20 protein-coding genes and 1 pseudogene are annotated in these 18,317 nt (G+C 69.8%); 13 read left to right on the forward strand and 8 right to left on the reverse strand.

The features are described from left to right. Window positions 1-60 precede the first annotated feature (60 nt). Entirely contained in the window at window positions 61-630 is a 570-nt protein-coding gene (locus ACFHPP_RS17840; RefSeq protein WP_437164590.1) for a nucleoside 2-deoxyribosyltransferase, read from the forward strand. Here ACFHPP_RS17840 and ACFHPP_RS17845 read toward each other — a convergent pair. From ACFHPP_RS17845 to ACFHPP_RS17860, 4 genes are read right to left on the reverse strand one after another with little or no spacing between them, the layout of a single operon-like run. After that, window positions 612-1,361, reverse strand: a complete 750-nt coding sequence (locus tag ACFHPP_RS17845; protein WP_437164591.1) for an ABC transporter permease — start codon at window positions 1,359-1,361, stop codon at window positions 612-614. The genes ACFHPP_RS17840 and ACFHPP_RS17845 overlap by 19 nt on opposite strands. Continuing rightward, window positions 1,358-2,122, reverse strand: coding sequence for an ABC transporter ATP-binding protein (locus tag ACFHPP_RS17850; RefSeq protein ID WP_437164592.1), 765 nt, complete (start codon window positions 2,120-2,122; stop codon window positions 1,358-1,360). The genes ACFHPP_RS17845 and ACFHPP_RS17850 overlap by 4 nt, the downstream gene beginning before the upstream one ends. Continuing rightward, window positions 2,119-3,087 carry an ABC transporter substrate-binding protein gene (locus ACFHPP_RS17855; RefSeq protein ID WP_437164593.1) on the reverse strand — a complete coding sequence of 323 codons (969 nt, stop codon included), beginning with the start codon at window positions 3,085-3,087 and terminating at the stop codon, window positions 2,119-2,121. Before ACFHPP_RS17855 ends, ACFHPP_RS17850 begins: the two co-directional genes overlap by 4 nt. 10 nt (window positions 3,088-3,097) lie before the next feature. Beyond that, a complete protein-coding gene (locus tag ACFHPP_RS17860; protein WP_437164594.1) occupies window positions 3,098-3,655 on the reverse strand; it encodes a VOC family protein in 558 nt (185 codons plus the stop codon). A gap of 260 nt (window positions 3,656-3,915) precedes the next feature. Here ACFHPP_RS17860 and ACFHPP_RS17865 point away from each other — a divergent pair, with 260 nt between their 5' ends. Beyond that, window positions 3,916-5,187, forward strand: coding sequence for an amidase (locus tag ACFHPP_RS17865; RefSeq protein ID WP_437164595.1), 1,272 nt, complete (start codon window positions 3,916-3,918; stop codon window positions 5,185-5,187). Window positions 5,188-5,276: 89 nt separating this feature from the next. Next, window positions 5,277-6,563 (forward strand): NCS2 family permease, encoded by a 1,287-nt coding sequence (locus tag ACFHPP_RS17870; RefSeq protein WP_437164596.1) that lies wholly within the window; start codon window positions 5,277-5,279, stop codon window positions 6,561-6,563. A gap of 1 nt (window position 6,564) precedes the next feature. On the opposite strand, the gene ACFHPP_RS17875 is transcribed toward ACFHPP_RS17870, so the two are convergent. Further along, entirely contained in the window at window positions 6,565-6,897 is a 333-nt protein-coding gene (locus ACFHPP_RS17875) for an Mpo1-like protein (RefSeq protein ID WP_437164597.1), read from the reverse strand. Window positions 6,898-6,992: 95 nt separating this feature from the next. Here ACFHPP_RS17875 and ACFHPP_RS17880 point away from each other — a divergent pair, with 95 nt between their 5' ends. The 3 genes from ACFHPP_RS17880 (at window position 6,993) to parE (ending at window position 11,287) form a co-directional block, all read left to right on the forward strand. Beyond that, entirely contained in the window at window positions 6,993-8,612 is a 1,620-nt protein-coding gene (locus ACFHPP_RS17880) for an MFS transporter (protein ID WP_437164598.1), read from the forward strand. Between the two features lie 63 nt (window positions 8,613-8,675). Beyond that, on the forward strand, window positions 8,676-9,170 hold the full coding sequence (dps, locus tag ACFHPP_RS17885; RefSeq protein ID WP_437164599.1) for a DNA starvation/stationary phase protection protein Dps: 495 nt from the start codon (window positions 8,676-8,678) through the stop codon (window positions 9,168-9,170). 110 nt (window positions 9,171-9,280) lie between these two features. After that, entirely contained in the window at window positions 9,281-11,287 is a 2,007-nt protein-coding gene (parE, locus tag ACFHPP_RS17890) for a DNA topoisomerase IV subunit B (protein WP_437164600.1), read from the forward strand. A gap of 79 nt (window positions 11,288-11,366) precedes the next feature. Here the strand turns inward: parE and ACFHPP_RS17895 are convergent, their stop codons facing one another. Together ACFHPP_RS17895 and ACFHPP_RS17900 are read right to left on the reverse strand one after the other, a co-directional pair. Further along, window positions 11,367-11,963 carry a hypothetical protein gene (locus tag ACFHPP_RS17895; RefSeq protein ID WP_437164601.1) on the reverse strand — a complete coding sequence of 199 codons (597 nt, stop codon included), beginning with the start codon at window positions 11,961-11,963 and terminating at the stop codon, window positions 11,367-11,369. 167 nt (window positions 11,964-12,130) lie between these two features. Beyond that, window positions 12,131-12,748 (reverse strand): annotated as a pseudogene (locus tag ACFHPP_RS17900) (TerC family protein); the annotation flags it as partial. Window positions 12,749-12,868: 120 nt separating this feature from the next. Between ACFHPP_RS17900 and purB the strand changes: the two are divergent. The 7 genes from purB (at window position 12,869) to purQ (ending at window position 17,483) form a co-directional block, all read left to right on the forward strand. Continuing rightward, window positions 12,869-14,206 (forward strand): adenylosuccinate lyase, encoded by a 1,338-nt coding sequence (gene purB, locus ACFHPP_RS17905; protein WP_437164602.1) that lies wholly within the window; start codon window positions 12,869-12,871, stop codon window positions 14,204-14,206. Window positions 14,207-14,302: 96 nt separating this feature from the next. Then, entirely contained in the window at window positions 14,303-14,629 is a 327-nt protein-coding gene (locus tag ACFHPP_RS17910) for a hypothetical protein (protein WP_437164603.1), read from the forward strand. A gap of 12 nt (window positions 14,630-14,641) precedes the next feature. Continuing rightward, window positions 14,642-15,385, forward strand: a complete 744-nt coding sequence (locus ACFHPP_RS17915) for an NRDE family protein (protein WP_437164604.1) — start codon at window positions 14,642-14,644, stop codon at window positions 15,383-15,385. A 148-nt stretch (window positions 15,386-15,533) separates the two neighbouring features. Continuing rightward, complete coding sequence (gene purC, locus ACFHPP_RS17920; protein WP_430669230.1) at window positions 15,534-16,298, forward strand: phosphoribosylaminoimidazolesuccinocarboxamide synthase; 765 nt, start codon at window positions 15,534-15,536, stop codon at window positions 16,296-16,298. Beyond that, window positions 16,295-16,534 carry a phosphoribosylformylglycinamidine synthase subunit PurS gene (gene purS / locus ACFHPP_RS17925; protein ID WP_437164605.1) on the forward strand — a complete coding sequence of 80 codons (240 nt, stop codon included), beginning with the start codon at window positions 16,295-16,297 and terminating at the stop codon, window positions 16,532-16,534. The genes purC and purS overlap by 4 nt, the downstream gene beginning before the upstream one ends. Window positions 16,535-16,540: 6 nt before the next feature. Further along, window positions 16,541-16,774 (forward strand): hypothetical protein, encoded by a 234-nt coding sequence (locus ACFHPP_RS17930; protein WP_430669232.1) that lies wholly within the window; start codon window positions 16,541-16,543, stop codon window positions 16,772-16,774. A gap of 10 nt (window positions 16,775-16,784) precedes the next feature. After that, window positions 16,785-17,483, forward strand: a complete 699-nt coding sequence (gene purQ, locus ACFHPP_RS17935) for a phosphoribosylformylglycinamidine synthase subunit PurQ (RefSeq protein WP_437164606.1) — start codon at window positions 16,785-16,787, stop codon at window positions 17,481-17,483. Here purQ and ACFHPP_RS17940 read toward each other — a convergent pair. Then, window positions 17,449-18,258 carry a DNA alkylation repair protein gene (locus ACFHPP_RS17940; RefSeq protein ID WP_437164607.1) on the reverse strand — a complete coding sequence of 270 codons (810 nt, stop codon included), beginning with the start codon at window positions 18,256-18,258 and terminating at the stop codon, window positions 17,449-17,451. The genes purQ and ACFHPP_RS17940 overlap by 35 nt on opposite strands. Window positions 18,259-18,317 lie beyond the last annotated feature (59 nt).

Below are 18,317 nucleotides of genomic sequence, written 5' to 3' on the forward strand. Positions count from 1 at the left end.
TGTGGATGCCAGACTGCCCATCGCTTGCGCAGGCTGCGCGCGGCATGGTCAGCTTGCCCCATGCCCCTCGCCTATCTCGCCGGCCCCGACGTGTTCCTGCCCGACGCGCCAGCGCACGCCGCGCGCAAGGCCGCCATCTGCGCCAGCCATGGCCTGACCGCCCTGCCGCCGCTGAACGAGGATGTGGCCACCCTCGCCGCCATGCCGGACGCGGAGGCGTGGCGAGTAATCTTCGCCAAGGACCTGGCGATGATGCAGCGGGCCGATCTCGTCATCGCCAACCTGACGCCGTTCCGCGGCGCCTCGGCCGATGCTGGCACCCTGGTCGAACTGGGCTGGTTTCTTGGCCGCGGCCTGCCGATCTTCGCCTATTCCAACACCGCCACGCCCTTCGCCACCCGCAGCACGGCGCAGTGTGCGGCCGTGCCGGACCCGATTCCCGGGCTGATGGTCGGCGGCTTCGGCCTGCCGGACAACCTGATGATCCCCGGCGCGGTGGAGGCCGGCGGCGGCCTGCCCATCCTGCTGCCCGAGGGCGACCAGGACCTGCCCTTCGACTCGCTGGAGGTCTTCGCGCGCTGCGTGGCGCGGGCGGCGGCGCAACTGAGGCCTCAGCGTCCGGACCAGTGAACGAAGCGCTTCTCCAGCAGGATGAACAGCAGGTTCAGCAGATAGCCCAGCGCACCCGCGACAAAGATGACGCCGTACATCAGCCCGCTCTCGAACAGCATCTGCGCGTTGATGACGCGATGGCCGAGGCCATCGGTCGATCCGATGAACATCTCCGCCACCACCACGATCACCAGGGCGAGCGAGACTCCGCTGCGCATGCCGACCAGGATCTGCGGCAGCGCCTCCCAGATCAGCACGTCGACCAGGATGCGCCCGCTGCCGGCGCCCATGATGCGGGCCGCAAGGACGCGGGTGCGGCGGGCGTTGATCACGCCGTAGGCGGCGTTGAAAAGGATCACCAGCGCCGCCCCGAAGGCCGCAACCGCGACCTTGGTCCCCTCCCCTGGTCCGAACAGCACCAGGAACAGCGGAAACAGCGCGGAGGCCGGGGTGGAGCGGAAGAAGTCCACCACGAATTCGACGCTGCGATACAAACGCTCCTGCGCTCCCAGCGCGACTCCGAGCGGAACGCCAATGGCGCTCGCGATAAGAAAGGCGAGGCCGGTGCGTTCCACCGTCCGCCAGGTATCGTGCAGCAGCGTGCCGCTGGCGAAGCCACGCCAGGTCTCGCTGAAGGCCTCCGCCGGCGGCGGCAGCAGGATCGGGTCCGCCACCCGCAGCCACACCGCGACCTGCCAGAGCAGCAGGAAGCCGGCAGCCCCGGCGATGGGCGCGGCGAGGGCTTTCATGTGGCGACGGCCTTCTGGAACACGTCGAGGCTATGCGCCTTCAGGCGCACGAAGTCCGGGGTGGACAGTGCCTCCGCCTCCCGCGGCCAGGGCAGCGGGATGGCAAGGTCATCCGCCACCGTCGTGGGTCGCCGCGTCAGCATCAGCAGACGGTCGGCGAGGATGATGGATTCCTCGAGATCGTGCGAGACCAGGATGGTTGTGACGCCAAGGTCCTTCAGCACCCGCTGCAACAGGCTCCGCAGCGAAAGCGTCGTTTCGAAATCCAGCGCCGAGAAGGGCTCGTCCAGGAACAGCACCTCCGGCTCCACCGCCAGGGCGCGCATGATGGAGACAAGCTGCTGCTGGCCGCCGGACAACTCGTAGGGATACCGGTTCAGGTCGAACCGCACGCGAAAGCGTTCCGCAAGGCTCGCGACGCGCGCCTCCACCTCGGCGGCCGGCAGGCCCATGCGGCGCAACGGGTAGCGGATGTTGTCGACCGACCGCCGCCAGGGGAACAGCGCCTCGCGGTAGTTCTGGAAGACGTAGCCGACGCGGATCTCGGATACCTCGCGGCCATCGTACAGGATCTCGCCGCCATCCTTCGGCAGCAGGCCCGCGGCCATGTTGATGAGCGTGGATTTCCCGCAGCCATTCGGCCCGAAGATGGCCAGGATATCCCCGCGGCGCACGTCGAGGTTGAAACCCTCGTAGACCGGCTGGCCTGCGAAGGACTTGCTGAGCCCCCGGATCGTGATGGCGGCGTCGCGCGGCTTCACAAGGCGCGCAGGAAGCTGCCGACGGCGATCTGGTTGCGCACCACGCCCTGCGCCACGGCGAGGTCCACGAATTTCTGGAAGTCGGCGATGTCCTGCGGCGTCAGGTCGCGCACCATGACGAAGTTCACCAGCGGCACGGTGGGTGCCAGCTCGGCCGAGGTCTGCATGTGCTGCACCAGAAGCGGCCGCACGGCCGCCGGGTCGGAGGCGATCAGCGCGCAGGCCTTGGACCAGGCGCTGGCGAAGCGGCGGGCGACATCCGGCTTTTCCTGCACGAACTTGCCGGTGAGGGCGGCGCCGGCCGCGAAGGCCTGCGCCTCCGCGCGGCCCAGCAGGTGCGTGGCGATGACGCCCGCTTCCAGACGCCGCGCGGCGCCGGCCCGCTCGGCGATCGTCGCCACCGGCTCCAGCGTGTAGGCGGCATCGAAGGTGCCGGCCGCGAGGGCGCCGACATGCACGCCCATCTGCTGTTCCTGGATGGTGTAGTCGCGGCCTTCCTGCAGGCCGTTCGCCGCCAGCACGGCGCGCGCGGCGGACAGGTTGGCCGGGCCCGGCGCGGACAGGATGCGCGCACCCTTCAGGTCGCGGATGGCCTGCGCCGGGTGCTGCGGACGGACCACGAACTGTTCCATCCGGTAGCGCGCATTCTGGCCGTTCAGCGCGATGTAGAGCGCCGTATCGGCGCGGCGCGCATTGATGTTGGCGCCTTCCAGCGTCACCAGGTTGGACGCCGCCTCGACATCGCCGGAGACCATGGCCTGCACGATCAGCGGCGCCGCCTGCAACGGAATGGCGCTCGCCTCGATGCCCTCGGCCGCGAAGAAACCACGCTCGGCCGCCACGTGGTAGGGCAGTGCGGAGGAGACGTTGAAGACGGCGACGCGGACGCGGTCGCGCGCCTGCGCCCTGGCGATGGACGGCGCGGCGAGGGATGCCAGCAGCAGCAGCGGGCGGCGGCGGATCATTGGGGCATCCTCATGCAAGATTCGGATAGGTGGCGGGATCGTGGAAGTTGGCGCCGGCGACGTAGCGCCTGTGGTCCGACTGGTCCGGCCGCGCGCCACGTTCCGACATCCCGTCGAAGGTCAGTTCGAGCTGGACGCCGGAGGGGTCGTGCACGAAAAGCTGCCAGAGATGGGTGCCCGGCACGAGAAACTCGCGCCAGTCCAGGCCGGCGGCCCTGAACCGGGCGATGAAGGCGTGGTAGCCGTGGCAGGTCAGCGAGACATGGTCGATCGCGCCGGTCCCGATCGGCGCCACCCCGTCCCGCCCCAGGGCCGGGCCGCCGGCATAGACGTGAAGGATGGCGGCACCGCCCGGCATCGGCACGGCAAGCCAGGCGCCCGGATAGCCGAAATCCGGGCGTGCCGCCTGCCGCAGCCCGATGATGCGCGTGTAGAAGGCGACCGTGGCCACCAGGTCGTTGGTCTTGACCGCCACATGAAACAGCCCCGCGGTCACCGCCGCGCCGTCCAACTCCGCCATGGGTTCCGCATCCACCATCCCCATGGGAGCCAGCAACGCGCGTGCCACGGCGACGCACCTGCCGCCCTGCCGCCGCTGGCGCCTGCGCCGCACCTTCTGCCTCGGTTGGTTGCGGCACCTGCCCCAGGCTTGGGCAGTCTCATGCGGCGCGCCTTCGCGCCGGATGGGATTGACCGCGTGGCCCGCCGCCCAGTACCTGCCAGGCCTGATCGCGCGCCCGGCCGCTGGCGCAACCGGAAATGCAAAATGAGCCTGACAGGCCCCACGCCAGCTCGGCGGACGCCGGCCCGCCGCATCAGCACCTCGCGATGAATCCGACCGACATACCCGGCCGGCTCGACCGCATCGCACGGGAGGATGGCGCGCTCGGCGCCTTCTGGCAGGTCGATGCCGCTGGCGCGCTGGCGGCTCGGCCTGCCCAAGGCGCGCTCCGTGGCTTGGCCGTAGGCATCAAGGACAATGTCGACGTCGCCGGCCTGCAGGCCACCGCCGGCCTCGCCGCCTTTCGCGGCCGGGTCGCCGCAGCCGATGCGCCCTGCGTCGCCGCGCTGCGGCGGGCGGGCGCGGTCATCCTCGGCAAGCTCGCGATGCACGAGGGCGCCCTGGGCGCGACGACGGATACGCCAGGCTTCGGCCGTTGCATCAACCCTCTGCGCGCCGGCCATACGCCCGGCGGATCCTCCGGCGGTTCGGCCGCGGCGGTCGCGGCGGACTTTGTGGACCTGGCGGTTGGCACGGACACGATGGGCTCGGTCCGCATCCCGGCCGCGTATTGCGGCGTGGTGGGCCTGAAGCCGACGGCGGGGCTGCTGGGCCGTAGTGGCGTGGTGCCGCTCTCGCCTTCGCTGGACCACCTGGGGACCCTGGCGCGCACGGCGGCCATGGCGGCGCGCGGCGTGGAGGCCATGGTCGCGGATGATCCTGCCGATTCTGGCTTCAGGCCAGCGCCCGCCGGTTGGTGTGCCGTGCCGAATGCGCCTGCCGAGCCAGCCGGTCTGCGAGTCGGTCTGCCGCAGCCGGTCCTCGATGCTGCGATGGAGCCGGCCATCCGCGCCGCGTGGATGGCCGCGGCGGCGCAACTCCGCAGGATCGGCGCATCGGTCGTGCCCGTCGCCATGCCAGCCTGGAACCCCACCGCCGCGCGTCGCGCCGGCCTGCTGCTGATCGAGGCGGAGGCGGCCGCGCTGCATCCAGCGCTGATCGATGATCCACGCGCCGCGTCGCCGGAGTTCCGCGCCGCACTCGCATTCGGCCGGGATGCCGGCACGGTGCGCCTGGTGCGCGCCCTGTTCCACCTTGCGGAAGTCCGCGCCGCCGTGCTCCGGGCGCTGGATGCGTGCGACGTCCTCCTGATGCCGACAGCGCCGCAGCGCGCCTTTCCGCATGGCATGCTCGCGCCAGTGGACCAGGCGGATTTCACCGCGCTTGCCAATATCGCTGGTCTCCCCGCCATCTCCACCCCGTGGCCGGCGGAGGATGGCGGCCTGCCCTGTTCGGTCCAACTCGTCGGGCGAGCCTTCGCGGAGTCGCTGCTGGTAGGGCTGGTGCAGGTGCTTTGCACGGATCACGCGCCGGGCTGACGCAAAATCCTCCGGCCCACAGGGGCACGACTGGTCGAAGAATTCCTGTCTGGTTTACGCTGCGTCGCAGCAACCGGAGTCGCGCCCGCATGGACCGCTTCTTTGAACTTACCGCCCGCGGCAGCACGCCACGCACCGAGGTGATGGCGGGTCTCGCGACGTACCTGACCATGGTCTACATCGTCGTGGTCAACCCTTCGATCATGGCGGCCGCGGGCATCGACCAGGGCGCCGCCTTCGTCGCCACCTGCCTCGCGGCCGCCATCGGCAGCGTGCTGATGGGCGTGCTGGCGAACTTCCCCATCGCGCTGGCACCCGGCATGGGGCTGAACGCCTACTTCGCCTTCGTGGTGGTCGGCGCCGTGGGCATCCCCTGGCAGGTGGCGCTGGGCGCCGTCTTCGTCTCCGGCTTCCTGTTCTTCCTGGTCTCGGTGCTGCGGATCCGGGAATGGCTGGTGAACGGCATCCCGATGTCGCTGAAGCTCGGCATCGCCGCGGGAATCGGCTTCTTCCTGGGGTTGATCGGGTTGCGGGGAATGGGGCTCGTGGTGGCCAATCCTGCGACGCTGGTCGGGCTCGGGCCGCTTTCCGCAACCAGTACCCTGCTGGCCTGTGCCGGCTTCGTGCTCATCGCAGGCCTGGTCGCGCGGGCCGTGCCAGGTGCCATCGTGCTCGGCATCATCGCCACGGCGGTGGCAGGGCTTCCCTTCGGACTGACGCAGTTCGGCGGCATCGCGTCCCTGCCGCCCTCCCTCGCGCCGACCTTCCTGCAGATGGACATCGCCGGCGCGCTCGGGATCGGCCTGGTCGGGATCGTCTTCACCTTCTTCCTGGTCGACCTGTTGGACAACACCGGCACGCTGATCGCCACCACGCATCGGGCCGGGCTGATGAATCCGGACGGGACCGTGCCGCGGCTGGGCCGGGCGCTGATGGCGGATTCAGGCGGTGCGATGATGGGCGCCGCCCTCGGCACCTCGACCACCGTCTCCTACATCGAGAGCGCGGCCGGCATTCAGGCCGGGGGGCGCACGGGGCTGACGGCGGTTACCGTCGGCGTGCTGTTCCTGCTGACGCTGTTCCTGGCCCCGCTGGCGACCAGCATCCCGGGCTATGCCACCGCCCCGGCCCTGGTCTTCGTCGCCTGCCTGATGGCGAAGGCGCTCCAGGACCTGGATTGGGCCGACACCACGGAATACCTGCCGGCGATCCTGACGGCGCTGGCGATGCCCTTCACCTTCTCCATCGCCACGGGCATCGGCCTGGGCTTCATCAGCTACGCCCTGGTGAAGACAGTGGCGGGCCGCGCCGGAGAGGTGCATGGCGCCGTATGGCTGCTCGCCGCCCTTTCCGCCGTGAAGTTCGCGGTGGGCTGAGCTACCGCACCCCGGCCCGACGCAGTTCCGCATCCAGGCGGCCGGTCAGCAGCAGCCAGGCCATCCGCAGGTCGCTACCCAGCGACCAGAGCGGATGGCCGAAGGTGGCCGGGCGGTTTCCCTCGATGGCCAGATGCGAGATCCAAGCCGCGCCGTACCCGACGACGAGTCCCGCCAGCAGCAACCACAGGGGCCCGACCAGCAGACCCCAGGCGAACAGCCCCAGCCCTGCAACTGTCCCCGCCGCATGGATCGCGCGGGTCCGCGGATCGGCATGCTGGCGCAGGTAGTGCGGCCAGAAATCGGCGTAGCGCGTGAAGCTGGGTCCTGACATGGCGGGGAGAGCATAGCCTGCCTCTGCCGCCGATCCGCAAGGCTTCATTGCTTTGCCGCTTCCGCCCGGGGCGCAGTCCGGCCACGCTGCGTCCGATGCAGCTCCCCTCCGCTCTGACGCCCCTCCGCCACCCGGCCTTCCGGCTGCTGTGGCTGGCCAACCTCTGCAGCAACACCGGCATGTGGATGCAGAACACCGGCGCCGGGTGGCTGATGACCTCGCTCGCCCCCTCCCCGCTCATGGTCAGCATGGTGCAGGTGGCGAGCCTGCTGCCGGTGTTCCTGCTGGCCCTGCCGGCAGGGGCCCTCGCGGATATCGTCGACCGCCGGCGCTACCTGATCTTCGCGCAGGCCTGGATCGCCTGCGCCGGCGCCACGCTGGCGATCCTCGCCTGGACCGGCAACCTCGGCCCCTGGGGCCTGGTGGCGCTGACCTTCGCCATCGGCGTCGGCACCGCCATGAATTCCCCGGCCTGGGCGGCGACGACGCCGGAGACGGTGCCACGCCAGGACCTGACGGGCGCCATCGTGCTGAACGGCATCGGCTTCAACCTGTCCCGCACGGTGGGGCCGGCGATCGGCGGCTTCACCGTGGCGGCCGCGGGCGCGGAGGCCACCTTCGCGCTCAACGCCCTGTCCTTCCTGGCCGTCATCGTCGCGCTGCTGGTCTGGAAGCGCGAGGCGCCGCGCGCCACGCTGCCCAAGGAGCATTTTCTGTCGGCCATCCGCGCCGGCATCGGCTACACGCGCGCCAGTCCCGTGCTTCGCGGGGTGATGCTGCGCGGCTTCGTCTTCTTCCTGTTCGCCGCTGCGCTCTGGGGCCTGCTACCGCTGCTGGTGCGCCAGCAACTCGGCCTGGGGCCGGAGTGGTTCGGGATCATGCTGGCGGCGATGGGCATCGGTGCCGTCGCTGCCGGGCTGCTGCTGCCCTCGCTGCGCGGGCGGCTGGATCGCGGCGGCACCGTGACCGCCGCCTCCCTGATCGCCGGCGCGGCCCTCATCCTGCTGGGACAGGCGCATCACTGGGCGGTCGCGATGCTGGCCATGGTGCTCTACGGCGTCGCCTGGCTGGCCGGCGCCTCGACCCTGCAGGCGGCGGCGCAGCTTTCGGTCCCGTCCTGGGTCCGCGCCCGCGCCATCGGCATCTACCAGTTGGTGACCTTCGGCGGGTTGACCCTGGGCGCCGGCTTCGGCGGATGGGGCGGGGAGAGCTTCGGCATCGGCTACGCCCTCGGCCTGTCCGGGCTCCTCTGCGCCGTTGGCGGCGTGCTGGTCCGGCGCTTCATCATCGAACCGCCCGCCGCGGAATCCGCCGCTCCCGCACCTGATGCGCCAGCGCCGAGCGTGCCGCGCCCGGAGCCCGCCGCACAGGCACTCACCGGCCTGCTGCACGACGAAAGCGGCCAGGTGCTGGAAGTGGTCCGCTACCATATCCACCCCGCGGACCGCCGGGCCTTCCTGGCCGCCATGGCGGAGTGCCGGCAGGTCCGCCTGCGCAACGGGGCACTCGGCTGGCGTCTGTTCGAGGATGTCGCGCACCCCGAGCGATGGGTCGAGTTCTGGGTCATGCAGAGTTGGACCGAGCACCTGCGGGAGGAGGGAAGAATGACCGACTGGGATCTGACGATCCTGTCCCGTGCCGCCCGCCTGCATCGCGGAGAGACGCCACCCGAAGCCGCTCGCTACCTGAATGTCATGCCAGGGTTGCCGTCCTGAGGGGATGCAACGAGACCGCCCATCGCCACGTTAAGCCGCGACGCAACAGCGACGGAGACACCCATGGCCAAGCCCGCCTCGAAAAGCCGCATCGACCTCCAGGACAATGCGAAGGCGACCTCCATCCAGGTACTGCAGGCCTGCCTGACGGACAGCATCGATCTCTACAACAGCACCCGCCAGGCGCATTGGAACGTGAAGGGCCCGAACTTCATCGGCCTGCACACGATGTTCGAGACCTTCTACGACCAGCTTGCCACGGATATCGACGAATTGGCGGAGCGCCTGGTGCAGCTCGGCGGCACCGCCATCGGCGGCAGCCAGGCCGTCGCCGGCCAGACCCGCCTGCCCGCCTACCCGGCGGAGCTGAAGGCCGGGCTCGACCATGTGGCCGCCCTGACCGACCGCTACGCCGCGCTGGCCAAGAGCATGCGGGAGGGCATCGACCAGACGGACGAGGCCGGCGACGCGGACACCGCCGATATCCTCACCGGCGTGTCCAAGAACCTCGACAAGGCCCTGTGGATGCTGGAAGCCACGGCGACGACAGGCAGCTGAGCCGCCCTTGGCCGGAGCGGGGCCGAACTGCCCTGCTCCGGCCTCCTCATTGCTTCGGTTGTGCAGGACGTGACCCGCCGCTATCTTGGGCCGGAACCTGAGAACACAGCATGAACGACTTGTTCAAGGCCGGCCGCGCCTCGAAGCTTCCCGCCAAGCCGCCCAGCGCGGTCACCCCCGTCACCTCGGACTATTCCGCCAAGGACATCGAGGTCCTGGAGGGGCTGGAGCCGGTGCGCCGGCGGCCGGGCATGTATGTCGGCGGCACCGACGACAACGCGCTGCACCACCTGGCGGCCGAGGTCCTGGACAATTCGATGGACGAAGCGGTCGCCGGACACGCCGACCGGATCGACGTTACGCTGGAGGCCGAGAATTGGCTGACCGTGCGCGACAACGGCCGCGGCATTCCGGTCGACCCGCATCCTCGTTTCCCGAAGCTGTCGGCGCTGGAGGTCATCCTCACCACGCTGCATTCGGGCGGCAAGTTCTCCGGCAAGTCCTACGAGACCTCCGGCGGCCTGCACGGCGTCGGCTCCTCCGTCGTCAATGCACTGGCGGAGCGACTGGAGGTGGAGGTCGCACGCGACCGCACGCTGTACGCGCACGCCTTCGAGCGTGGGAAGCCGGTGCAGAAGCTGAAGACGGTCGGCCCCGTGCACAACCGCCGCGGCACACAGGTCCGGTTTCGGCCGGATCCAGAGATATTCGGCAAGCAGATGTTCAGCGCCGCGCGGCTGCACCGGCTCTGCCGCTCCAAGGCGTATCTTTTCCGTGGCGTGGAAATCCGCTGGTCCTGCGACCCGAAGCTGGTCGAGGGCACGGACACCCCGGCCCAGGCCGTGCTGCACTTTCCCGGCGGCCTTTCGGATTTCCTGGCCGCCTCGATCGAGGGCCGCACGCCCGTCGTGGCCGCACCCTGGGCCGGAGACGCGACCTTCCCCGATGGCGCCGGCCGGGCCGAATGGGCGGTGACCTGGCTGGAACAGGGCGACGGATTCCTGTCCACCTACGCCAACACCATCCCGACGCCGCAGGGCGGTACGCATGAGGCGGGGCTGCGCGCCGCCCTGGTCAAGGGGCTCCGCGCCTATGGCGAGCTCAAGAAGGAACGCCGGGCGGCGAATGTGACGGCGGAGGATCTGCTGGGCGGCCTCGCCGGCATGCTGTCGGTCTTCGTGCGGGACCCGCAGTTCCAGGGCCAGACCAAGGACCGCCTGACGAGTCCGGAAGCGGCACGGCTGGTCGAGGCGGCGCTGCGCGACAATTTCGACCATTGGCTGGCTGGTGATCCGAATCGGGCGGACAACCTGCTGGCCTGGTGCATCGAGCGGGCCGAGGACCGCATCCGCCGGCGCGAGCAGAAGGAGACGCCGCGCAAATCCGCCACCCGGAAGCTGCGGCTGCCGGGCAAGCTGGCGGATTGTTCGCGGGAAGGCGTCGACGGGACCGAGTTGTTCCTCGTCGAGGGCGACTCGGCCGGTGGCAGCGCAAAGCAGGCGCGGGATCGGGAAACCCAGGCGGTCCTGCCGCTGAAGGGCAAGATCCTGAACGTTGCCAGCGCCAGCGCCGACAAGCTGCGCCAGAACCAGGAACTGCGCGACCTGATCGAGGCGCTGGGCTGTGGCGCCGGCGACAAGTTCGACCTCGGACGGCTGCGCTACGGCCGCATCGTCATCATGACGGACGCCGATGTGGACGGCGCGCATATCGCCGCGCTGCTGATGACCTTCTTCTACAAGGAACTGCCGGAACTGGTACGCCAGGGCCGGCTGTTCCTGGCCCAGCCGCCGCTGTTCCGGCTGCAGGCCTCCGGCAAGACGGTCTATGCGCGCGACGATGCGGACCGGGAGCGGCTGCTGAAGAAGGAATTCAAGCCCAATCAGAAGGTCGATGTCAGCCGGTTCAAGGGCCTTGGCGAGATGCCGCCGGCCTCGCTGAAGGAGACCACCATGGACCCCAAGCGCCGCAGCCTGCTGCGGGTGGTGCTGCCGCCGGAAGACCGGGCGCGGACCTCGGAGTTGATCGAGGCACTGATGGGCCGCCGGCCGGAACTCCGCTTCCGCTTCATCCAGGACAATGCCGCAAGGCTGGACGAGGAAGCCGTGGATGCCTGACGCGGCGAAAACCCAGCCGCGCGCCGCGCGAAAACCCAGCCGCGCGCCGCGCGAAAACCCAGCCGCGCCGCGCGAAAGCTCAGCCGCGCGCCGCGCGCGCGATCCCGACGACGAAGGGCAGCGGATCCACGGGCCGCACCTGCCGCGTCGGCGCCGTCACCTGCACTTTGAGGTAGCGGCCGGAGGCGGTTCCAAGGCACAGCAGGGTCTGCACCGGCTGGCGCCCATAGGTGCCCTGGAGCGTCGCGCATTGCAGTGGTGCCTGGCCCGGGATGTCGAGGCGGGTCCGATCCCGCTCCGCCAGGTTCTGGCTGGTCCGATCCTCGGCCAGGTCCAGCACTTCCCGCACGGCAAGGGCGAATTCCTGCTGGACGGCGGCGGCGGCGATATCCGCGGGGATGGCTGCCTGGCCGCGGTCGTAGACACTGACCGTGGCGACGGCGCTGCGCGCCGGCCCGGCATAGTCGACGGTGACACCCAGGCCCGGGCGAGCCTGTTCGTGCCACACCGTCTCCCCGCGCTCGAAGTCGGCCACCTGGACCGGCAGCCGGCCTGCCACCGCCTCGAGCGAGGCGCGCGCGTCGCGCCCGGCAGTTCCCGGGCCCTGCTGGATGGCACAGGCCGCAAGGAGGCCTGCCGCCAGCAGGCCCATCGCCGGGCGCATCGGCCAGGTCATTCCTGGTTACGCCGCATGACCTGCCTGGTCACGTCCACCATGAGCGTCGCCACCACGGTCAGGACCGCGACCTGGATGACCGTCGCGAGGACCCACAAGCCGATCGGGAACACGTCGGGCAGTGCCATCCAGCCGAGCGGCAGGAACAGGTAGGCATAGGCCTGCGGCACGTTCTCGGCGACCTGGTTGGTTCCCTCGTAGATCATCTGGAAGGAGACGTAGAGAATGACCAGCAGGCCCACCCAGGCGATCCAACGATGCTTGTCGAGCAGCCGGGCGATCAGCGTCGCGGCGACGCCCATGAGCACGACGGAGAAGGCGAGGCCGATGATCAGGATGTAGGGATGGTCCTTCGCCGCGCCGGCCACCGCCAGCACGTTGTCGAGGCTCATCGAAACGTCGGCCACCAGGATCTGGATGATCGCCTGCTTGAGCGTCTTGCGCGGCGGACCGCCTTCCTCGCCGGCGGCGGGGCCTTCCACATGCTCCACATGCGGGCTGCGCAGCTCGCGGTACATCTTCCAGCAGACCCACAGCAGCAGGATGCCGCCGGCCAGCACGATGCCGACGATGGAGAGCAATTGGACGGTGATCGAGGCGAATGCGATGCGCATGACGGTGGCGGCGACGATGCCCCAGAAGATCGCCTTCTTCCGCTGGTCGGCCGGCAGGCCCGCCGCCGCCATGCCGACGACGATGGCGTTGTCGCCGGCCAGCACGATATCGATGAGGAGCACCTGGCCCAGGGCGGTCAGTTCCGGCCCCCACTGCGTGAAGAAATCCATGTCCGCCTCGATCCATCCAGAAGTTCGCCGGCGCTAATGCCATGCGCAGCGGGAGACTTGTCAACCGCCAGCCCGGCGCGCGATGAAATGCTCGCATAATCGCGCACGGAATTTGCCCAGATGGTCCCCCGCTACAGCCGCCCGGAAATGGTTACCATTTGGTCATCTGAATCACGCTTCCGCATCTGGTTCGAGATTGAGGCACTTGCCGCGGAAGCCATGGCCAGTCTTGGCAGCATCCCGGCCGAGGCCGCCGCGGCCATCCGGAAGGGCGGCGCCGCCAAGGTCGCCGCGATCAGCGCGGCGGATCTGGAGCGGATCGATGCGATCGAGCGCGAGACGCGGCACGACGTCATCGCCTTCCTGACCTGGCTTGGCGAGGGCATCGGGCCGGAGGCGCGGTTCCTGCACCAGGGCATGACCAGCAGCGACGTGCTGGACACCTGCCTGTCCGTGCAGCTGACCCGCGCCGCGGACCTTCTCATCGCCGATGTCGATGCCCTTCTGGATGCGCTGCGCGCGCGGGCGGAGGAGCACCGGCATACGCCCACCATCGGCCGTTCGCACGGCATCCATGCCGAGCCCACGACCTTCGGACTGAAGCTGCTCGGGCACCACGCGGAGTTCCAGCGCCACCGGGCGCGTCTGGTGGCGGCACGCGCCGAGGTGGCAACCTGCGCCATCAGCGGCCCCGTCGGCACATTCGCCAGTGTGGATCCGCGGGTCGAGGCGCATGTCGCGGCGAAGCTAGGCCTGATCATCGAGCCGGTCTCCACCCAGGTGATCCCGCGCGACCGCCACGCCGCCTTCTTCTGCGCCCTGGCCGTGGTGGCGAGCGGCGTCGAGCGCCTGGCGACCGAGGTCCGCCACCTGCAGCGCAGCGAGGTGCGCGAGGCGGAAGAATTCTTCCATGCCGGCCAGAAGGGCAGCAGCGCCATGCCGCACAAGCGGAACCCGGTGCTGTCCGAAAACCTGACGGGCCTGGCGCGCCTGGTGCGCGGCTATGCCATGCCGGCGCTGGAGAATGTCGCCCTTTGGCATGAACGGGATATCAGCCATTCCAGCGTCGAACGGGTGATCGGCCCGGATGCGACCATCACGCTCGATTTCGCCCTGATGCGCCTGACGGGCATGATGGCGAAGCTGACCATCTACCCGGTCCGCATGGCGGAAAACCTGGCGAGCCTGGGCGGCGTGGTGCATTCCCAGAAGGTGCTCCTGGCCCTGACCCAGGCCGGGCTGAGCCGGGAGGGCGCCTATTCCGCCGTGCAGCGTGCGGCGATGGCGACCTGGCAGGCGCTCGGCCAACCAGGCGCCCAGGATTTCCGGACCAACCTGCTGGCGGACCCGGATGTTGCCGGCTGCATGACCGCCGAGACGCTCGACGCCGCGATGGATCCGGCGCGCGACTTCGTGCATGTCGATGCCACCTTCCGCCGGGTGCTCGGGGAGGCCTGACCGGGGCTCGCGCATCCGTCATGGCCTGGGCCAGGCATTTGCCAAGCTCTTGCCACAGCGCGTGCCTAGATGATCCGGGTGAACAGGAGATCCGCTATGATGAATATCCTGGCGAAGGTTCTTCCGGCTTTGGCCGGCGGGTTGCTGTTGGCCAGCGTCGGGGGGGTGGCACCGGCCGCGGCGCAGGATACGGCGATGCTGGTCGATTGGAAGCCGCGGGGCGGCCATTACTACGGCCCGCCGCCGCGCTATCGTGGGCCGCCGCCGCCCCGCTACTATCGTGGCCCGCCGGCGCGCTACTACCGCGGCCCACCGCCGCGTGCCTACTACCCGCCGCCGCCGGTCTACTTCGCGCCGCCGCCGCCGCCGCGCTACTATCGCCCGGCGCCGCCGCCCGGTGTTGGACTGTACTTTCGGTTCTAGCGCAGCTGGCGCGTGTGTACCGTCATTCTGCTGCGCCGGCCGGGTCATTCCTGGCCTCTGCTCCTCGCGGCCAATCGGGACGAACGGCTTGACCGCGCCTGGGACGCTCCGGCCGCACACTGGCCTGACCGACCCGAGGTGGCCGGTGGCCGAGACCGGATGGCGGGGGGAACCTGGATGGCGGCGGGCCGCGGCGGTCTCGTCTCGGCGATCCTGAACCGACCCGGCAGCCTCGGGCCCGCAGCAGGGAAGGCTTCGCGCGGCGCCCTGCCGCTGATGGCTGCCAGCCAGCGGTCGGCGCATGAGGCGGCGGATCGGCTGTCTGGCCTTGATGCCGGGAGCTTTCGGCCCTTCAATCTGATCGTCGCCGACCGCGACGAGGCCTTCTTCCTCCGGGCATTCGGCGAAGGGCGGCCCGAGGTCCAGGCGCTGCCGGAAGGCGTCAGCATGGTGACGGCCCACGACGCCAACGACGTCAGCAGCCCCCGCATCCGACGCCACCTGCCCCGCTTCGAGGTCGCCGCGCCACCCGACCCGTCGCTCGAGGACTGGGCCGCCTGGGAGGCGCTGCTGGCCGATGACAGCCTGGGCCCCGCCGGCCTTGCTGACGCCCTGCGCGTCCCGGCGGTGAAGGGCTTCGGCACGATCTGCGCCAGCCTCTTCGCGCTCGGGGCGAGTGGTGCGGTGCGCTGGCGCTTCTGCCCGGCGCCGGCGGGGATGGCCGCCTTCAGGGACATCCCCCTGCCGGGCGGCTGAAGCCGCCATGACGCAACCCGGACCTGTTGCCGTGGCGTGGCGGTGCCGGCTGCGCCCTGCTATAGCATCGTCAGATACCGGGCCGCCGCGGCCTGTCGTCCCGCGCGCCCACTTTCGGGGACCGCGGCTGTCGAGGAGTCTTTGTACCATGGCGCGCCGCCGTCAGCTCTACGAGGGCAAGGCCAAGATTCTGTTCGAGGGGCCCGAGCCGGGCACGCTCGTCCAGTATTTCAAGGACGACGCCACCGCCGGCAACGGCTCCAAGAAGGGCACCATCACCGGCAAGGGCGTGCTCAACAACCGCATCAGCGAATACCTGATGATGAAGCTGGCCGAGATTGGCATCCCGACCCACTTCATCCGGCGCCTGAACATGCGGGAACAGCTGATCCGCGAAGTCGAGATCATTCCGCTGGAAATCGTCATCCGCAACGTCGCCGCCGGCAGCCTGGCCACGCGCCTTGGCATCCAGGAAGGCACACGGCTGCCGCGGTCGATCCTGGAGTACTACTACAAGAACGACGCACTCGGTGACCCGATGGTCTCCGAGGAGCACATCACCTGCTTCGGCTGGGCCGCGACCCAGGACCTGGACGACATGGTCGCCCTGGCGCTGCGGGTGAACGACTTCCTGACCGGCCTGTTCCTTGGCGTCGGCATCACCCTGGTCGACTTCAAGCTGGAATTCGGCCGGCTGTACGAGAACGACGAGATGCGCATCGTCCTGGCCGATGAGATCAGCCCGGATAATTGCCGGCTCTGGGATGTGAAGACCGGCGAGAAGATGGACAAGGACCGCTTCCGGCGCGACCTCGGCAAGGTCGAGGAAGGCTACCAGGAAGTCGCCAAGCGCCTTGGCATCCTGCCGGAAGCCGGCGTGCGCGACATGAAGGGCCCGGAGACCGTACAATGAAGGCGCGCGTCACCATCATGCCGAAGACTGGCGTGCTGGACCCGCAGGGCAAGGCGATCGGCCATGCCCTGGCCTCCCTCGGCTTCGGCGGCGTGGGCGAGGTCCGGGCCGGCAAGGTGATCGAGTTTGAACTGGCCGAAGCCGACCCGGCCAAGGCGCAGGCGGCGGCCGAGGAGATGGCCCGGCGCCTGCTGGCCAACACCGTGATCGAATCCTTCCGCGTCGAGATCGCCTGAAACGCGATGGTCAAGGCATCCCTGCTGCTGATGCTGGCGCTGACAGTGCTGATCGCCTTCGGCCTGCGCTGGCGCGACCAGCGGATGCCGCAGGTGGCCGCGGCCAAGCGCAGCCGGCTCGGGCTGGTCGCGCGTGGCAAGAAGGGCCTGGACCGCTGGGTCAATGCCGCGGCCATCGCCGCCCTGGTGACCCTGCTGCTGATGGGCGGGCTGCACTGGTTGAACGTCTGGCAGAGGTGAAGCTGGCTTCATGAACGCCGTCATCATCGTCTTCCCCGGCACAAACCGCGAGCGCGACATGGCGATCGCGCTGGAACGTGCGACAGGCCGCAAGCCCACCATGGTGTTCCACCTGGCCGATGGCTTGCCGCCCGGGACCGATCTCGTGGTGCTGCCTGGTGGCTTCAGCCATGGCGACTACCTGCGCTGCGGCGCGATGGCGGCGCAATCGCCCATCATGCGCGCGGTCCGCAGCTTCGCGGCCTCCGGCGGGCATGTGCTGGGCGTCTGCAACGGTTTCCAGATCCTGACGGAGGCCGGCCTGCTGCCCGGCGCCCTGCTGCGCAATGCGACGCTGCGGTTCCTGTCGATGGACTGCCACATGCGCGTGGAACGCGCCGACACCCCTTTCACTGCGCATTGGCAGCGCGGCGCCGTGTTCCGCGCGCCGATGGCGCATGGCGACGGCAACTACTTCTGCGATGACGAGACGCTGGCGCGGCTGAAGGGCGAAGGCCTGGTCGCCTTCCGCTACGCCACCGCCGAAGGCGCCGTCACGGCCGAGGCGAACCGCAACGGGGCGCGCGACAACATCGCGGGCATCCTCTCGCCCAACCTGCGCATCTGCGGGCTGATGCCGCACCCCGAGGATCTGGTCGATCCGCTGATGGGCGGCGAGGACGGGCTGCCGCTGTTCACGAGCCTGGTCGCGTCGCTCGTCGCGGCCTGAGCGCCCGGACTTCCGGCAGCGAGCGGACAGCACGCCGCAGGATATGCGCCGTGTGCGGAGAGGCGGTTTCGGCACGCCACCTCGCCGCCAGCGCACGCACCCAATCCGGCTGGTCCTTGGCGGCGTCGTTCAGCCAGTTGCCGACCGACAGTTGCACATAAACGGCGGAATCCTCCCGCAGCGCCTCCAGCAGCGCCGCCGCCCGCCAGGGCTCGGCCCGGAGGATGCCGATGTGGGCGCACCAGACGCCGCGCGGCCGCGTCGCCTCGCTCGCGAAGCGTCGCAGCCGCTCATCCGACTCGCTGCACCATGGCAGCAACTCGGCAATAGCCGCGTCGGGCGCCGCGCCGATGTGCCCACGCAGCGCCATCCAGGCCCATTCGCGCACGCCGAAATGCGCGTCGGCAGCCAATGGCCGCATCGCCTCCAGCCGCGCCCCGAATTCCAGGTCAGGCAGCGCGCCGATCATGTAGCAGGCCCAGCCGCGTACGGTGTCCGAGCCATGGCACGTAAGCTGCGGCACCGCCTCGGGGCCGAGCCGGTCGAGCAGGACCGCACCGGCCAGCACCATGCGTCGCACCACGCCTTCGCGGGCCGCGACCTGCAGCGTTTGCGCGGCGTCCACGCCCGCCTGCGGCACGGCGGCTGACAGCAGTCGCGCGAAGTCCACGCTCAGCGCCTCCGCCAACGTGCGGCTCTCGCGCGTCCCGGCTTCGAGCTCTGCCAGCACGTCCGCCTTCGGGGCCCCCGTGCGTTCCGCAGTCCCCATCCGCATGTCTCTCCAGCCTGGTGGCTCTTGCGAGCCGCGAAAAAATGCTACCCATCGCCGCGACA

This window comes from Falsiroseomonas sp. E2-1-a20 (assembly GCF_051433195.1).
In the GTDB taxonomy this organism is placed as follows: Bacteria; Pseudomonadota; Alphaproteobacteria; order Acetobacterales; family Acetobacteraceae; genus Falsiroseomonas.

Bases quoted from the DNA above. Each gene is read 5' to 3' on its own strand.
- ACFHPP_RS17840 (WP_437164590.1), top strand. From the start codon at position 61: ATGCCCCTCGCCTATCTCGCCGGCCCCGACGTGTTCCTGCCCGACGCG.
- ACFHPP_RS17845 (WP_437164591.1), bottom strand. From the start codon at position 1,361: ATGAAAGCCCTCGCCGCGCCCATCGCCGGGGCTGCCGGCTTCCTGCTG.
- ACFHPP_RS17855 (WP_437164593.1), bottom strand. From the start codon at position 3,087: ATGATCCGCCGCCGCCCGCTGCTGCTGCTGGCATCCCTCGCCGCGCCG.
- ACFHPP_RS17865 (WP_437164595.1), top strand. From the start codon at position 3,916: ATGAATCCGACCGACATACCCGGCCGGCTCGACCGCATCGCACGGGAG.
- ACFHPP_RS17870 (WP_437164596.1), top strand. From the start codon at position 5,277: ATGGACCGCTTCTTTGAACTTACCGCCCGCGGCAGCACGCCACGCACC.
- ACFHPP_RS17875 (WP_437164597.1), bottom strand. From the start codon at position 6,897: ATGTCAGGACCCAGCTTCACGCGCTACGCCGATTTCTGGCCGCACTAC.
- ACFHPP_RS17880 (WP_437164598.1), top strand. From the start codon at position 6,993: ATGCAGCTCCCCTCCGCTCTGACGCCCCTCCGCCACCCGGCCTTCCGG.
- dps (WP_437164599.1), top strand. From the start codon at position 8,676: ATGGCCAAGCCCGCCTCGAAAAGCCGCATCGACCTCCAGGACAATGCG.
- parE (WP_437164600.1), top strand. From the start codon at position 9,281: ATGAACGACTTGTTCAAGGCCGGCCGCGCCTCGAAGCTTCCCGCCAAG.
- ACFHPP_RS17895 (WP_437164601.1), bottom strand. From the start codon at position 11,963: ATGACCTGGCCGATGCGCCCGGCGATGGGCCTGCTGGCGGCAGGCCTC.
- purB (WP_437164602.1), top strand. From the start codon at position 12,869: ATGGTCCCCCGCTACAGCCGCCCGGAAATGGTTACCATTTGGTCATCT.
- ACFHPP_RS17910 (WP_437164603.1), top strand. From the start codon at position 14,303: ATGATGAATATCCTGGCGAAGGTTCTTCCGGCTTTGGCCGGCGGGTTG.
- purC (WP_430669230.1), top strand. From the start codon at position 15,534: ATGGCGCGCCGCCGTCAGCTCTACGAGGGCAAGGCCAAGATTCTGTTC.
- purS (WP_437164605.1), top strand. From the start codon at position 16,295: ATGAAGGCGCGCGTCACCATCATGCCGAAGACTGGCGTGCTGGACCCG.
- ACFHPP_RS17930 (WP_430669232.1), top strand. From the start codon at position 16,541: ATGGTCAAGGCATCCCTGCTGCTGATGCTGGCGCTGACAGTGCTGATC.
- purQ (WP_437164606.1), top strand. From the start codon at position 16,785: ATGAACGCCGTCATCATCGTCTTCCCCGGCACAAACCGCGAGCGCGAC.
- ACFHPP_RS17940 (WP_437164607.1), bottom strand. From the start codon at position 18,258: ATGCGGATGGGGACTGCGGAACGCACGGGGGCCCCGAAGGCGGACGTG.